This is a genomic window from Halobacillus sp. 12SKB (genome assembly GCF_052941655.1).
Genome location: NZ_JBRFWR010000001.1, coordinates 3165205 through 3180358, shown reverse-complemented (window position 1 = coordinate 3180358; position 15154 = coordinate 3165205). Strand labels below are relative to the sequence as shown.

Annotated in this window: 11 protein-coding genes; all 11 read left to right on the top strand. The window is 42.9% G+C overall.

The window, feature by feature from the left end; translation table 11 throughout:
* Positions 1-132 precede the first annotated feature (132 nt).
* The 11 genes from recA (at position 133) to mutL (ending at position 15068) form a co-directional block, all read left to right on the top strand.
* The gene (recA, locus tag ACQ4XT_RS15860; protein WP_226589508.1) at positions 133-1176 is read left to right on the top strand and encodes a recombinase RecA; all 1044 of its coding nucleotides are present in this window, start codon (positions 133-135) and stop codon (positions 1174-1176) included.
* A gap of 342 nt (positions 1177-1518) precedes the next feature.
* Positions 1519-3081 carry a ribonuclease Y gene (gene rny / locus ACQ4XT_RS15855; protein ID WP_226589510.1) on the top strand — a complete coding sequence of 521 codons (1563 nt, stop codon included), beginning with the start codon at positions 1519-1521 and terminating at the stop codon, positions 3079-3081.
* 88 nt (positions 3082-3169) lie between these two features.
* Complete coding sequence (gene ymdB, locus ACQ4XT_RS15850) at positions 3170-3967, top strand: 2',3'-cyclic-nucleotide 2'-phosphodiesterase (RefSeq protein ID WP_446854513.1); 798 nt, start codon at positions 3170-3172, stop codon at positions 3965-3967.
* A gap of 108 nt (positions 3968-4075) precedes the next feature.
* Positions 4076-4336 (top strand): stage V sporulation protein S, encoded by a 261-nt coding sequence (locus ACQ4XT_RS15845; protein ID WP_008640081.1) that lies wholly within the window; start codon positions 4076-4078, stop codon positions 4334-4336.
* A 297-nt stretch (positions 4337-4633) separates the two neighbouring features.
* On the top strand, positions 4634-5674 hold the full coding sequence (gene tdh, locus ACQ4XT_RS15840; RefSeq protein ID WP_446854512.1) for an L-threonine 3-dehydrogenase: 1041 nt from the start codon (positions 4634-4636) through the stop codon (positions 5672-5674).
* 18 nt (positions 5675-5692) lie between these two features.
* Positions 5693-6868 carry a glycine C-acetyltransferase gene (locus ACQ4XT_RS15835; RefSeq protein WP_446854511.1) on the top strand — a complete coding sequence of 392 codons (1176 nt, stop codon included), beginning with the start codon at positions 5693-5695 and terminating at the stop codon, positions 6866-6868.
* 379 nt (positions 6869-7247) lie between these two features.
* On the top strand, positions 7248-8819 hold the full coding sequence (miaB, locus tag ACQ4XT_RS15830; RefSeq protein ID WP_446854510.1) for a tRNA (N6-isopentenyl adenosine(37)-C2)-methylthiotransferase MiaB: 1572 nt from the start codon (positions 7248-7250) through the stop codon (positions 8817-8819).
* Positions 8820-9245 carry a YlbF/YmcA family competence regulator gene (locus tag ACQ4XT_RS15825; RefSeq protein WP_226589521.1) on the top strand — a complete coding sequence of 142 codons (426 nt, stop codon included), beginning with the start codon at positions 8820-8822 and terminating at the stop codon, positions 9243-9245.
* 170 nt (positions 9246-9415) lie between these two features.
* Positions 9416-9991, top strand: coding sequence for an outer spore coat protein CotE (locus tag ACQ4XT_RS15820; protein WP_446854509.1), 576 nt, complete (start codon positions 9416-9418; stop codon positions 9989-9991).
* A gap of 618 nt (positions 9992-10609) precedes the next feature.
* Positions 10610-13192: a DNA mismatch repair protein MutS gene (mutS, locus tag ACQ4XT_RS15815; protein ID WP_446854508.1), complete on the top strand. Its 2583-nt coding sequence runs from the start codon at positions 10610-10612 to the stop codon at positions 13190-13192.
* Between the two features lie 13 nt (positions 13193-13205).
* Positions 13206-15068: a DNA mismatch repair endonuclease MutL gene (mutL, locus tag ACQ4XT_RS15810; protein ID WP_446854507.1), complete on the top strand. Its 1863-nt coding sequence runs from the start codon at positions 13206-13208 to the stop codon at positions 15066-15068.
* The last annotated feature ends 86 nt before the right edge of the window (positions 15069-15154 follow it).

Genomic DNA, 15154 nt, shown 5'->3' with positions numbered 1-15154 from the left:
TTTCACGTAGAGGAAATAAAAAATTGCACCTTTTATTCTTTATAAAAAAAGGGAACATTTATTCGCTTTTTAGTTGGCAAACAATCAAAAACAAGTTATGATAGGGATAGAAATTTTGAAAGGCGGTATATAATGAGCGATCGTAAACAAGCATTAGATATGGCATTGCGTCAAATAGAAAAGCAATTCGGAAAAGGCTCCATTATGAAGCTTGGGGAAAGCGCTGAGCAGAAAGTGAACACGGTTCCGAGTGGATCTCTTGCTCTTGACGTGGCCCTTGGTGTTGGTGGTTATCCACGTGGTAGAATTGTAGAAATTTATGGTCCGGAATCTTCTGGTAAAACAACAGTCGCGCTTCACGCGATAGCAGAAGCTCAGAGAAAAGGCGGCCAGGCGGCTTTCATCGATGCTGAGCATGCTTTAGACCCTGTGTATGCAAGAGCGTTGGGGGTAGACATTGAAGAACTTCTACTATCTCAACCGGATACGGGAGAACAGGCACTTGAAATTGCAGAGGCTCTTGTCCGTAGTGGTGCAGTTGATATGGTTGTCATCGACTCTGTAGCAGCACTTGTACCAAAAGCTGAGATTGAAGGTGAAATGGGTGACGCCCACGTCGGTTTGCAGGCCCGTTTGATGTCTCAGGCGCTTCGTAAGCTCTCCGGAGCTATTAACAAATCAAAAACGACAGCCATCTTCATCAACCAGATTCGTGAAAAAGTAGGAGTTATGTTTGGTAACCCAGAAACAACACCGGGTGGCCGTGCGTTGAAGTTCTACTCTTCTGTACGTCTTGAAGTCCGTCGTGCGGAAACTTTGAAACAAGGAAATGAAATGGTCGGAAATAAGACCCGCTTGAAAGTGGTCAAAAACAAAGTGGCCCCACCTTTCAGACAAGCGGAAGTTGATATTATGTACGGGGAAGGGATCTCCCGTGAAGGGGAACTGCTTGATATCGGAACAGACCTTGATCTCATCCAAAAGAGTGGTTCCTGGTATTCTTATAAGGATGATAGACTCGGCCAAGGTCGTGAAAATGCCAAGCAATTCCTGAAAGAAAACGTAGAAGTCTACGAAGAAGTGAAAAAATTGATTCGAGACCATTACGGCATGGAAGCAGATGAAGAATCAGCAGAAACCAATAGTAAAGAAAGTCAGGAAACGCTGGACGTCTAATGCTTCAAGTAGAAAAATCGAGTATGAAACCACTGTTTCATACTCGATTTTTTAATATATTTGGTTTTTTGTGAAGATCAAGAACCCACCAGGGATTGATTAAGTGTCTTTTTTCGAAGGGATACGCTCTGAAAATGCGAAATTAATAGACTGACATTTTCAAATATTTGAATATGTTAGCAGATACATAGCGCGTTTCCTTGACATTCCGTATAGTCAAGCATAAAATGAATGTGTATCATTTTCATCTTTATACCCTTATCTTAAACAAATGAAACTGAAAATGAAACGTTTGTAATTGCCGACAAACGGACCAAGTTCATAGCAAGAGGAGGTGAAATTATGGATATAATATCCTCGCTCATCTTCATTTTGCTTGCCCTTATCATCGGTTCTGTTGTTGGTTATCTTATTCGGAAATCGATTGCGGAAGCGAAAATTTCCAGTGCTGAGGACCTTGCGAAACAGATTGTGGAAGAAGGTCATCGCAATGCTGAATCAGCCAAGAAGGAAGCTCTTCTTGAAGCGAAAGAAGAGAACCAGAAATTTCGCCAGGAAGCGGAGAGTGAAATCCGTGAGCGCCGCATGGAACTGCAGAAAACTGAAAATCGTTTAACTCAGAAAGAAGAGAATCTTGATCGTAAGAGTGGAACGCTTGACCAACGTGATCTTTCACTCGAAAAGAAAGAAGGGACTCTTGCCGAGAGACAACAACAAATTGAAGAAATGGAAAGCAAAGTGAAAGCTATGCTTCAAGAACAACAAACAGAGCTTGAACGCATTTCAAGCTTAACATCAGACCAGGCGAAGCAGATGATTTTAGAACGCGTCGAACAAGAGGTATCGCATGAGTCAGCGCTTATGATCAAGGAAGCGGAAAATCGCGCGAAGGAAGAAGCAGACAAGAAAGCGAAAAGCATTCTTTCTCTTGCCCTTCAGCGTTGTGCAGCTGATCATGTAGCTGAAACGACTGTTTCCGTTGTCAACCTTCCTAATGACGAAATGAAAGGCCGCATCATCGGACGTGAAGGCCGGAATATTCGTACATTAGAAACACTGACAGGCATTGACTTGATCATTGACGATACTCCTGAGGCTGTCATCCTTTCAGGGTTTGATCCAATTCGACGAGAAACAGCAAGAATGGCCCTTGAGAAGTTAGTGCAGGATGGACGTATTCACCCCGCTCGAATTGAAGAGATGGTGGACAAGTCCAGACGAGAAGTTGATGATTACATCAGAGAAGTTGGTGAACAAACGACTTTTGAAGTAGGTGTTCATGGTCTCCACCCTGATCTGATTAAGATTTTAGGACGTCTGAAGTACCGTACAAGTTATGGGCAAAACGTCTTGAAACACTCAATGGAAGTTGCATACCTTTCCGGTTTGTTAGCTGCAGAACTTGGAGAAGATGAAACCCTGGCCCGTCGTGCGGGATTGCTTCATGATATTGGTAAAGCCATTGATCACGAAGTAGAAGGAAGCCACGTAGAAATTGGTAAAGAATTGGCGATGAAGTACAAAGAAAATGAAACGGTCATCAATGCTGTGGCATCCCACCATGGTGATGAAGAGCCGACTTCAATTATTTCTGTACTTGTTGCTGCTGCCGATGCTCTATCCGCGGCACGTCCTGGAGCCAGAAGTGAAACCTTAGAGAATTACATCAAACGTCTAGAAAAACTGGAAGAGATTTCAGAGTCTTATGATGGCGTAGAGAAGTCTTTCGCGATCCAAGCTGGACGCGAAGTTCGCATCATGGTTCGTCCTGATGAAATTGATGATCTTGAAGCAACAAGATTAGCACGAGATATTCGAAATCGAATCGAGGGAGAACTCGATTATCCAGGTCATATTAAAGTTACCGTTATTCGTGAAACACGCTCTGTGGAGTATGCGAAATAATAAGAATGAAGCGGCCTTTTTGGTCGCTTCATTTCTGTTTTTACGGGTACAATAAAGAAACGATTGTGGAAGGAAGGTTTTTTGTTATATGAGAATTTTATTTATAGGAGATGTCGTAGGTTCACCGGGGCGGGAAATGATTGATGAATATCTGCCAAAACTCAAGCAGAAATATCAGCCTGCTGTGACGATTGTAAACGGTGAAAACGCAGCGTCTGGAAAAGGCATTACCGAAAAAATTTACCGTCGTTTCCTTGAAAAAGGAGCACAAGCCGTAACTCTCGGCAACCATGCATGGGATAAAAAGGAGATCTTTGACTTCATTGATGATGCAGAATACCTCGTCCGGCCTGCCAATTTCCCTGAGGGCACGCCAGGAAAAGGGATGACTTTTGTAAAAACCCCTAAGGGTGAGGTCGCTGTTATTAACTTACAAGGGCGTACATTTTTGTCTCCAAATGATGATCCCTTTAGAAAGATCGATGAGCTGATAGAAGAAGCGAAAAAAAGGACATCTATCATTTTTCTGGATTTTCATGCAGAAGCAACAAGTGAAAAACAGGCGATGGGCTGGTATGTAGATGGCAGAGTGAGTGTAAACGTAGGGACGCACACTCATATTCAAACAGCAGATGAAAGGATCCTCCCAAGAGGTACAGGCTATATTTCTGACGTGGGTATGACAGGACCTTACGATGGAATTTTAGGGATGGAACGTGAAGCGGTTTTAAAGCGTTTTCTTACAAACTTACCTGTACGTTTTGAAGTTCCAAAAAAGGGAAGAGCACAACTGAGTGCTTTCTTGGTGGATGTAGATGAAAAGACAGGAAAATCTACAAAAGTCCAGCGTATTTTAATTAACGATGATCATCCATTCTTTGAATGATTATTTGAATTTTGCGACAAATTCATTCATAATGAAAAGGTAATATCCTACATCTCCAAGAATATAGTAGTTATGGAACAACTATAGTGATTGAAGGAGGAGCTAGTAATGGAAGTCTTAAAAGTATCAGCCAAATCCGTACCTAATTCAGTAGCAGGAGCCTTGGCCAACGTAGTAAGAGAGCGCGGGACGGCCGAAATTCAAGCGATTGGAGCCGGGGCATTGAATCAAGCAGTTAAAGCCGTTGCCATCGCTCGAGGGTTTGTTGCCCCGAGTGGCATGGACTTGATATGCATTCCGGCATTTACAGATATCATGATCGACGAGGAGGAGCGAACAGCGATTAAGTTGATCGTCGAACCTCGATGAACTTATTAACCCCAGCGTTTTTATAAGTTTCGCGTACTTATGATGTTTGCTAGCAAATACCTAGTCTTTGTGGATGAAAGCAAAATAGAATGGATTAAAAAGGGTGTACTTACAATCGAGTACGCCCTTTTTTTATGCCTTGAATATAGATATTTAATAGAGGTTAGTAGAATGTATAGTAATATGATCAATTGTATTTTTCCAGTGGACAATCAAGTTTGCGTTTTCCTCAATACATGTTAATATTGTTTATATAAGAGGTTTAATATTGATTTATTGAGGTTGGGAGTGTTCACTGTGAATGGAACGATGAAAGCGATCGTTAAGCATCACCGAGGTCCAGGAGCGCAGATGCAAGAAGTTGCGATTCCAGAGATCCGTGATGATGAAGTATTGATTCGTGTGAAAGCGACATCGATTTGTGGGACGGATGTCCATATATATAATTGGGATGAGTGGTCTGAAAGCCGCGTTAATCCGCCATATGTTTTTGGTCATGAATTTTCAGGAGAGATTGTGGAAGTAGGAAGTAAGGTTCATAATTTCCAAACAGGAGATTATACGAGTGCAGAGACGCACCTTATTTGTGGGCACTGCCCGCAATGCTTGACGGGTAAATTCCATATTTGTGAAAATACTAAAATAATTGGTGTGGATACGCAAGGGTGTTTTGCGGAATATGTAGCTCTTCCAGCAGATAATCTTTGGAAGAACCCTGATGAAATGCCAACAGATATCGCTTCCATTCAAGAGCCGATGGGGAATGCTGTACATACGGTTCTGAATGGATATGTAGCAGGGAAATCAGTAGCCATCATCGGGTGTGGGCCTATTGGTTTGATGGCTGTAGGTGTAGCCAAGGCGGCTGGAGCATCACAAGTACTTGCTTTTGACTTGAATCCATATCGTCTTGAACTTGCTGAGAAAATGGGAGCGACAACCGTGGTTCATTCTGGTGAAATTGATCCTGTTGAAAAAGCAAAGGAACTGACAGATGGCCATGGAGTAGACGTTGTTTGTGAAATGAGTGGACATCCTGTAGCGATGGATCAAGGGTTTAAAATGATTACGAATGGAGGCCGCGTTTCCATTCTAAGTCTACCTACAAAGAGAGTAAGCCTAGATGTGACGAATGACATCGTGTTCAAAGGCGTAGAGGTTCAAGGAATTACTGGAAGAAAGATGTACGAAACATGGCAGCAGGTTTCCCGTCTTCTTCAATCTCAACAAGTGGATGTCTCTCCCTTGATTACTCACCATCTAAAGCTTGAAGAATTTGAGAAAGGCTTTGATTTAATGAATCAGGGTCAATGTGGAAAAGTAGTTTTACACCCATAATTGTAAGGAGGATGTTTTATGAAAGGCTTTGAATACTTGCAAAAGGAACTAAACGAGATGCAGGAAGAAGGTACATTCCGTACATTGATCCCTCTGGAATCTGCACAAGGTTCCAAAGTGACAATCAAAGGAAAAGAAGTGATTCAACTTTCTTCTAATAACTATCTAGGGCTTACCTCACATCCGAAGATGAAAAAAGCAGCGGAAAAAGCTAATGAAGAATATGGCGTTGGAACAGGCTCTGTCCGTACGATTGCAGGTACATTGAAAATGCATGAAGACTTTGAAGAGAAATTAGCGAAATTCAAACATACAGAAGCTGCGCTGGTATTCCAATCCGGTTTCACAACAAACCAGGGTGTCTTGTCTTCTATTCTTGGTAAAGAAGATGTAGTCATCTCCGATGAGTTGAACCACGCATCCATCATTGATGGGATTCGTTTGACAAAAGCGGATCGTAAAATCTATAAGCACGTTGACATGGAATCATTAGAATCAGCGCTGAAAGAAAGTGGCGATTATCGTACACGATTAATCGTTACCGATGGTGTCTTTTCCATGGATGGTAATATCGCACCACTACCAGAGATCGTAGAACTTGCTGAAAAGTACGACGCTCTAATTATGGTGGATGATGCTCATGCGAGTGGTGTGCTTGGTGATAATGGCCGTGGAACAGTCAACCATTTCAATTTGGATGGTCGCGTCCACATTCAAGTCGGAACACTCAGTAAAGCGATTGGAGTACTTGGAGGCTATGTGGCAAGTACAAAAACCCTTCGGGATTACTTGATTCATAAAGGACGTCCGTTCTTGTTTAGTACATCCCATCCGCCGGCAGTTACGGCCGCGAATGATGCTGCGATTGATGTATTGTTAGAAGAGCCGGAACTGATCGAAAAGCTTTGGGACAATACAAAATTCTTCAAAGATGGATTGAACGCTCTTGGGTTTGATACGGGAATCAGTGAAACACCGGTCACACCTGTCATGATTGGGGATGACGCCCTCACTCACAAGTTCTCTGATGAATTGTTCGAAGAAGGCGTATTCGCTCAGGGTATCGTCTTCCCGACAGTCCAGCGCGGAAAGGGACGCGTCCGCACGATCGTTACAGCGGAACATTCTAAAGAAGAACTACAAGAAGCTCTCAATGCCTTCGAAAAAGTCGGTAAAAAATTAGGGATCTTGTAATAGTAAAGAAGCCAGCTATGAAATTTCATAGCTGGCTTCTTTTTCATTCAAAAAACAGTACCATTCTATAAAACAAACGCTCCATTTTCTTGAAGACTCAGTTTCGAGACTTTTGGTCTGTGGGGAATAGCTCGCTTTCCGCGGGAGCTCGTCACTCCTCCACAGGAAAGCGAGCTGCTTCCCAGCCACCCCTGACTCACAACATAGTAAACGAACCTTAAACATCTCGATACCGAGTATTTAAGAATTATGCCAAATTGTTGAATAAAATGATTGGAAAACAGATGAAAAACGGTGGAATTTATGTTTACGCTTAATTTATCCTGTAAAACTTGATATAATGATACAGTTAGAAGGTTCGGCTTGAAAGGAGATCATTATGAACGAACAGCAGCGTAAGGAAATGTCACAAATTCGTCAGCCCTCCATGGCAGATGATAAAGCAGAACAAGATAACTTAAACCGACTGAAACAAAAAACAAGCGAAGATTTTGTTAAATACTTTGAAACGACATACCAACCTCCGAATATGAGGGATGCACAGCGCCGGAAACGTAAAGAAACGGATGTGCATTATGATTTTGAAATTCCTGAAGATATGGATCAAGCAGGCAAAGGTAAAAAATATTTGATCCGTACATATGGATGCCAGATGAATGAACATGATACTGAAGTCATGGCAGGAATTTTTGAAGAAATGGGTTATGAACCTACAAAAGACACGAAAGAAGCAGACATTATTCTTTTAAACACCTGTGCCATTCGAGAGAATGCAGAAAATAAAGTATTCGGTGAAATTGGACATTTGAAGCCTTTGAAAATGGAAAATCCAAATCTGATTATCGGAATATGCGGATGTATGTCACAGGAAGAGTCTGTCGTAAACCGAATCCTAAAGAAACACCCTTTTATCGATCTTATTTTCGGCACACACAATATTCATAGAATCCCGCAGCTCGTAAAAGAAGCGATGTTCGGGAAAGAAATGGTGATTGATGTGTGGTCGAAAGAAGGGGACATTATTGAAAACCTTCCTAGATCACGGAAAGGAAAAATCAAGGCTTGGGTGAACATCATGTATGGTTGTGACAAATTCTGCACCTATTGTATTGTTCCCTATACAAGAGGGAAAGAAAGAAGTCGTTTACCACAGGACATCATCCAGGAAGTAAGGCATCTAGCAGCTCAAGGATACAAAGAAATCACCCTTCTTGGACAAAACGTCAATGCGTATGGAAAAGACTTGGATATGGCTTATGGGCTTGGGGACTTGATGGATGAGCTGCGAGGTATTGATATTCCGCGGGTTCGCTTTACAACTTCTCACCCAAGAGACTTTGATGATCGTTTGATTGAAGTACTTGCTAAAGGTGGTAATATGCTTGATCATATCCATTTACCTGTCCAATCAGGCAATAGCGATATTCTGAAAATCATGGGTCGTAAATACTCGAGGGAAGAGTACCTTGAACTTGTTCGCAAAATTCGTGTAGCTATGCCGGATGCAACACTTACGACAGATATCATCGTTGGGTTCCCTAATGAAACGGAAGAGCAGTTCCAGGATACGTTATCCCTTGTGGAAGAAGTCGGATTTGAAGCTGCCTATACGTTTATTTATTCTCCAAGAGATAATACGCCCGCAGCTAAGATGAAAGATAACGTTTCAATGGAAGAGAAGAAGGACCGTTTGCAGCGGTTGAATAAAATTGTCAACCAGCAATCTGCAGACGCCATGAAAGCATACGAAGGTGAGATTGTAGACGTGCTTGTTGAAGGAGAAAGTAAAAATAACCCGGATGTGTTAGCGGGGTATACGAAGCGGAACAAGTTGGTCAACTTCCGTGCACCTGAGTCTACAATCGGACAAATTGTACCTGTAAGGGTGACCAAAGCGAAAACTTGGTCGCTTGATGGAGAGTTAGTAGAAATCAACGCAGAGGTGAAATAGATGGCACAATATACTAGACAAGAAGTTGTAGAAGAAGCAAAAAAATTAGCAAAAATGATGGCTGATATCGAAGAAATTGATCGTTTCAAGCAATTGGAAGCGAAATTGAATGACAATCAAAAAGTTCAATCCCATATTAAGAAAATCAAAGCTTTGCAAAAGCAGGCGGTTAACTTTCAAGCGTACGGGAAAACGGAAGCTCTTCAGAAGATTGAAAAGGAAATTGATCGTCTTCAAGATGAACTGGATGAGATTCCGGTCGTTGCAGAATTTAAAGATTCTCAAACCATTATTAATGATATTCTTCAAATGGTTTCAAACACGATTTCTCGTGAAGTTACAAATGAAGTCATCCGCTCTACGGGCGGGGATCTCCTTCAAGGAGAAACAGGTTCAAATAAATCAAGTCATGGTTGCGGTCATTAATGCATACACTTCCGTCAGAGGGTTTTCCCCTCTGGCGGATTTTTTTCGTACAATTTTATGGGCTAGTGCATAGAATGAATTAAACACGTCCTTAGGCCATTTTCCCGCTAGTCACCATTCGCCCAACCCACACATAGGATGGGTGGTAGAATAAGGAGGAGTGAAACCCTATGTCTTTTTTTGAACGAGATTACAGAGAGATCATTACAAAAGCTGTAATCGGTAAAGGTAAAAAGTTTACAGAATCCACACACACCATCAGCCCTTCGCACCGTCCGACAAGTATCCTAGGTTGTTGGGTCATCAATCACATCTACAATGCCAAAAAGAAAGGAGATCACGTTGAAATCTCTGGCAGTTACGATGTGAACGTCTGGTATTCGTATAACGACAATACAAAAACAGAAGTCGTTACAGAGCGTGTCAGCTATTGTGATCACGTCAAGTTGGCAGTGAAAGATGATAATTGTGTACATGATGACTTTGAGGTAATCGCTAAGGTCGTACAGCAACCGAACTGTTTAGAAGCGAACATCTCAGGGAATGGGCAAAAAATTTGCGTAGAAGTAGAAAGAGAGTTTGCTGTAGATGTTATAGGTGAAACGAAATTGTGTGTGAAAGTAGATCCTCATGGATGCGGCCATGATGATGATTACGAATATGATTTGTCTTCGGATGATTTTTCAGCCATCGAAACGGACTTCCTTCCATCCTCATCAGACAGAGATCACGATAGTCACGATTAATGATGGATTCCTTGCTGCTTCAGCGAGGAATTCTTTTTTTGTCTTCTTATATTTCCATGTTAATTATATAATCGCTCCCGTTTGTTGAAAACTCAGTTTCGAGATGTTTTTGCGGAGGGGGATGACTCGCTTTCCGCGGGAGTCTCGTCATCCCCCTCCGCCCCTTTGCCATATAAACCACTTCTGAAATATGCGGTTTATATGCAAATGGTAATTCGAAGGAAATGGACTCCTAGGGATGCTATTCTGCATGCGCAGAAAACTTGGTATAGAGTGCTTTATGCTAATGACACCAGATGAGTGGAAATCACTCTCCCACAGTGAAGAGGTTCGTTGCTCTCCTAAATCAAATGGGGTGGTTGAGACGCTGCGAGACTCCCATGGAAAAGGAGATAGGGGTAGCCCGATAAAGCTCGACGCTCCCACACGGGAAAGCGAGTAGCTTCCCAGCTACCCCTGGCGCTCAACCCGGGCAACGATCCCCGGGGAGTCTCGAAACTGAGTTTTCAAGAAACCGGCCAGATACTTTCATAATGTCATGTTCTTCCGTGTAAGATCATTTGCCTCGTATGCTATAATAGGTGGAGAATCTTATGTACGTTTTGGAGGTTTAACCCTATGGCACAATACACACCCATGATGCAGCAGTATTTGAAAATTAAAGCAGACCAAAAAGATGCCTTTCTGTTTTTCAGATTAGGCGATTTTTATGAGTTGTTCTTTGAGGATGCGTTAAAAGCATCCCAGGAGCTCGAAATTACATTGACAAGCAGGGACGGAGGCGCAAACGGTAGGATTCCTATGTGTGGAGTCCCTTACCACTCGGCAGACAATTACATAAAGCAGTTAATCGAGAAGGGATACAAGGTTGCCATTTGTGAACAGGTCGAGGATCCGAAAACGACGAAAGGTGTCGTGAAACGGGAAGTTGTCCAATTGATCACGCCCGGGACGGTCATGGAAGGCAGTATGCTCGATGAAAAGGAAAACAACTACCTGGCTTCTTTGAGTGCATTTGAAGATGGCTCTTACGTGGTCAGTTACAATGATCTCACGACTGGTGAAAACAGTGTGGCTCTTATTCCAGGCGGTTTTGATGCAGCCTTGAGTGAATTGTACAGCCGGCCGGTGAAAGAAGTGGTTGTATCCAATGAGTTTGATGTCGAGCATAAACAAATGCTGATCGATCGTTTGGATTACACCGTTTCTCATCAGGAAGAGACGGAGATCACACCTGAATTTCAACCTCTTGTTGAGGGCGTTCAGCAGGACAAACTAATTATTGGTTTCGGCAGGCTTCTTAATTATATCCAGCATACGCAAAAAAGGTCTCTTGATCACCTTCAACCAGTGAAAGTGATTGAATTGAAACAATACATGACTCTTGATATGTACTCTAAAAGAAACTTAGAATTGTTGGAAACCATCAGGAAGAAAGGGAAAGCGGGAAGCTTGCTCTCCGTCATCGATAAAACTGTCACTTCGATGGGTGCGCGTATGCTTAAGAAATGGATGGAGCGGCCGTTGTTGTCAGCGGATGCAATTGCGATGAGGCATGACCAGGTCGAAGGCTTTCTCGACCAGTTTTTTGAACGTGAAACGCTTAGAGATGAGCTCTCCAATGTTTACGACCTCGAACGTTTAGCTGGGAGAGTAGCTTTTGGTAATGTGAATGCCAGAGATATGATTCAACTAAGGAATTCTTTAAGTCATATTCCGGATATTTTAACGACGCTTTCTAAGTTCGATCATTCTTCGATTGAAAAGCTTTATGACCATGTCGATCCGCTTCATGACTTAAAAGATCTTCTTGAAGAAAGCATTGCCGATGATCCTCCAATTTCTGTAAAAGAAGGAGGCTTGATTCAGGACGGCTTCCACGAACAGCTGGATGACTACAGATATGCTTCCAAGAACGGGAAACAGTGGATTGCAGAGCTTGAACAAAGGGAACGAGCTGAAACTGGAATCAAATCTTTGAAAGTCGGCTACAATCGCGTGTTCGGCTATTATATCGAAGTGACAAAAGCGAACTTGAGACATTTACCAGAAGGTAGGTACGAGCGGAAGCAGACACTTACCAATGCGGAAAGGTTTATTACCCCAGAGCTGAAAGAAAGAGAATCAATGATTCTAGAGGCGCAGGAGAAAAGTGTGGAGCTTGAGTATGAGTTATTCCTGGAAGTAAGAGAAAAGGTGAAGGCTTACGTGAAGAGACTTCAACAGCTTGCAGAACAAATCAGTCGTATTGATGTTCTCCAAGGTTTTGCTCAAGTAGCAGAGGCCTATCAATATGTGCGACCTGAGTATCGGGAACAACGCGTGGTGGACATCCGCCAGGGCCGTCACCCTGTTGTAGAAAAGGTGATGCAGGAAGGAACGTTCGTCCCGAATGATATTTACATGAATGAAGAGACGGACGTGTTACTGATTACAGGACCGAACATGTCGGGGAAAAGTACGTACATGCGTCAGCTTGCATTAACGGCTATTCTCGGTCAAATGGGTTCTTTTGTGCCATGCCAGTCTGCGAGTTTACCAGTTTTCGACCAAATATTTACAAGAATTGGCGCAGCTGATGATCTCGTATCCGGTCATAGTACATTTATGGTGGAAATGCTAGAAGCAAATCATGCTTTGACTCATGCGACAGAGAACAGTTTGATCCTTCTAGATGAAATAGGAAGAGGAACAAGTACGTACGATGGGATGGCTCTGGCTCAGGCTATTGTGGAGTACATTCATGGTGAGATTAAAGCCAAAACCCTTTTCTCCACCCATTATCATGAATTGACTTCGCTCGAGGAACAGCTGGAGCGGCTGAAAAACGTCCATGTCCGAGCGGAAGAATATGAGGGAAATGTCGTTTTCCTTCATCAAATCAAAGAGGGGCCTGCGGACGAAAGTTACGGCATTCACGTGGCGAAGCTTGCGCACTTGCCTGATCCCCTGATCAATAGAGCAACCGACCTTCTGGATCAGCTTGAAAATGGGTCCATCAAAAATGAAGCCTCAACCTCAGCAGCAGAAGAGGAGCAGCTAAGCTTGTTTATAGAAGAATCGAAGCCTGAGAAAAAGGAGGCAGCTGCACCACAAGCTTCGCATATAGAAAAGCATCTGCAGTCATTAGACCTAATGGAAATGACTCCTATGGATGCTATGAATGAATTGTACCAATTGCAAAAACGTTTGAAATCATAAAGGAGGAACAGAGATGGCGCGGATCCGACTAATGCCAGACCACCTAGCCAACAAAATAGCTGCCGGGGAAGTTGTTGAGCGCCCAGCCTCTGTCGTCAAAGAACTGGTCGAGAACAGTGTTGATGCAGGTGCCACATGGGTGAAGATCGATTTGATGGAGGCCGGATTGCAACGCATCCGGATTACCGATGATGGAGCGGGAATGGATGAAGAAGACTGCGAAATCGCTTTTCATCGCCATGCAACGAGTAAGATTCTTGATGAAAATGACCTTTTTCATGTCCGAACCCTAGGTTTTCGTGGGGAAGCTTTAGCGAGTATTGCTGCAGTGAGCCGCTTGAGTATCCAGACCTCCATTGGGGACAGTGCTGGCACGAAAATGAATCTAGAAGGAGGTCACCTCGTCTCCAGAGGGAAAAGTGATGCAAGAAAAGGAACGGACATTACGGTTGAAGAATTGTTTTTCAATACGCCCGCCCGGTTAAAGTATATGAAAACCATTCATACAGAGCTTGGTCATGTGACGGACGTATTAAATCGTATGGCCTTAGCCCACCCGGAAGTGCAGTTCCTTTGCACGCATAATGAAAAGCAGATCTTCAAGACGAATGGACGGGGAGATCTCCTCCAGGTTATTGCGAACATCTACGGAATGAATGTCGCAAAGAAAATGATCCCGATAGAGATGGAAACGGCAGATTTTAAAGTTGATGGATATATTGCGAAGCCTGAAGTTTACCGTGCTTCGAGGAATTATATGTCAACAATCATCAACGGTCGTTTTATTCGGAGTATTCCTTTAAATAAGGCCGTTTTGCAAGGTTACCACACCCTGCTGCCGATAGGTAAAAGTCCGATTGTCGTATTAAATATAGACATGGATCCAATTCTTGTCGATGTCAACGTTCATCCATCAAAAATGGAGGTGCGTTTTAGTAAAGAGAAGGAATTGTATGATTTGCTTGAAGAGACCGTTCGGCAGGCCTTCCGGAAACAAACTCTTATTCCTGATGTGACACAGCCAGCTCCAAAGCCTGCGAAAGAGAAAACCACACAGGAATCTTTCGACCTTTATCACACGAGGGAGGAAGAGGCCCATCGCGAGCGGGAGGCCACGGTGGACCACTTAGTGAAAAGCGAGCAAGGACTTCCTCTAGAGGGTGGTTTTAGAGAAGACCAAGACGATTTAATTAAAGAGATGGTCCCGGCTTTTGACTCAGATGCTTCTGTTCCAACAGTGAATGAATGGCCTGAAGATGAAGTCGAAAAGGAAGAATTTTCTCAAGAACAGAAAAGAGTTCCGACCATGCATCCGATTGGGCAGCTGCATGGAACATACATCCTTGCACAGAACGAGGAAGGGATGTATATCGTCGATCAGCACGCTGCACAAGAAAGAATCAAATACGAATTCTTCAGGGACAAACTGTCAGAAGTGAATCACGAAGTACAGGAATTGCTTGTACCAATGACCTTTGAATTTTCGAAAGCGGAGTCTTTAAGGTTAGAAGAATACAAGGATGAGCTGGAAAAAGTGGGATTGTTCTTTGAACCATTTGGAGACACGACCTATATCGTGCGCAGTCACCCTCAATGGTTCCCGAAAGGTTTTGAAGAGGAAGTCATCGATGAAATGATTCAGCAGCTGATGGAGGAAGACCGGATTGATATTCTTAAACTAAGAGAAGAAGCGGCGATTCTCATGTCGTGTAAACGATCGATCAAAGCGAATCACTATTTAAACCAGACTGATATGTTTCAACTTCTGGAAGACTTGAGAAAGTCGACCGACCCTTTCACCTGTCCTCATGGACGGCCGATTATTGTGTTCTTTTCGGAGTATGAAATGGAAAAAATGTTCAAGCGTGTGATGTAATAAAAAGAGAGACTCCAAAGTGGGAGTCTCTCTTTTTTTTTGCTTGCTATTTTGTTTACATAATATTTTTATATTCAACTTATATA

Bases quoted from the DNA above. Each gene is read 5' to 3' on its own strand.
- recA (WP_226589508.1), top strand. From the start codon at position 133: ATGAGCGATCGTAAACAAGCATTAGATATGGCATTGCGTCAAATAGAA.
- rny (WP_226589510.1), top strand. From the start codon at position 1,519: ATGGATATAATATCCTCGCTCATCTTCATTTTGCTTGCCCTTATCATC.
- ymdB (WP_446854513.1), top strand. From the start codon at position 3,170: ATGAGAATTTTATTTATAGGAGATGTCGTAGGTTCACCGGGGCGGGAA.
- ACQ4XT_RS15845 (WP_008640081.1), top strand. From the start codon at position 4,076: ATGGAAGTCTTAAAAGTATCAGCCAAATCCGTACCTAATTCAGTAGCA.
- ACQ4XT_RS15835 (WP_446854511.1), top strand. From the start codon at position 5,693: ATGAAAGGCTTTGAATACTTGCAAAAGGAACTAAACGAGATGCAGGAA.
- miaB (WP_446854510.1), top strand. From the start codon at position 7,248: ATGAACGAACAGCAGCGTAAGGAAATGTCACAAATTCGTCAGCCCTCC.
- ACQ4XT_RS15825 (WP_226589521.1), top strand. From the start codon at position 8,820: ATGGCACAATATACTAGACAAGAAGTTGTAGAAGAAGCAAAAAAATTA.
- ACQ4XT_RS15820 (WP_446854509.1), top strand. From the start codon at position 9,416: ATGTCTTTTTTTGAACGAGATTACAGAGAGATCATTACAAAAGCTGTA.
- mutS (WP_446854508.1), top strand. From the start codon at position 10,610: ATGGCACAATACACACCCATGATGCAGCAGTATTTGAAAATTAAAGCA.
- mutL (WP_446854507.1), top strand. From the start codon at position 13,206: ATGGCGCGGATCCGACTAATGCCAGACCACCTAGCCAACAAAATAGCT.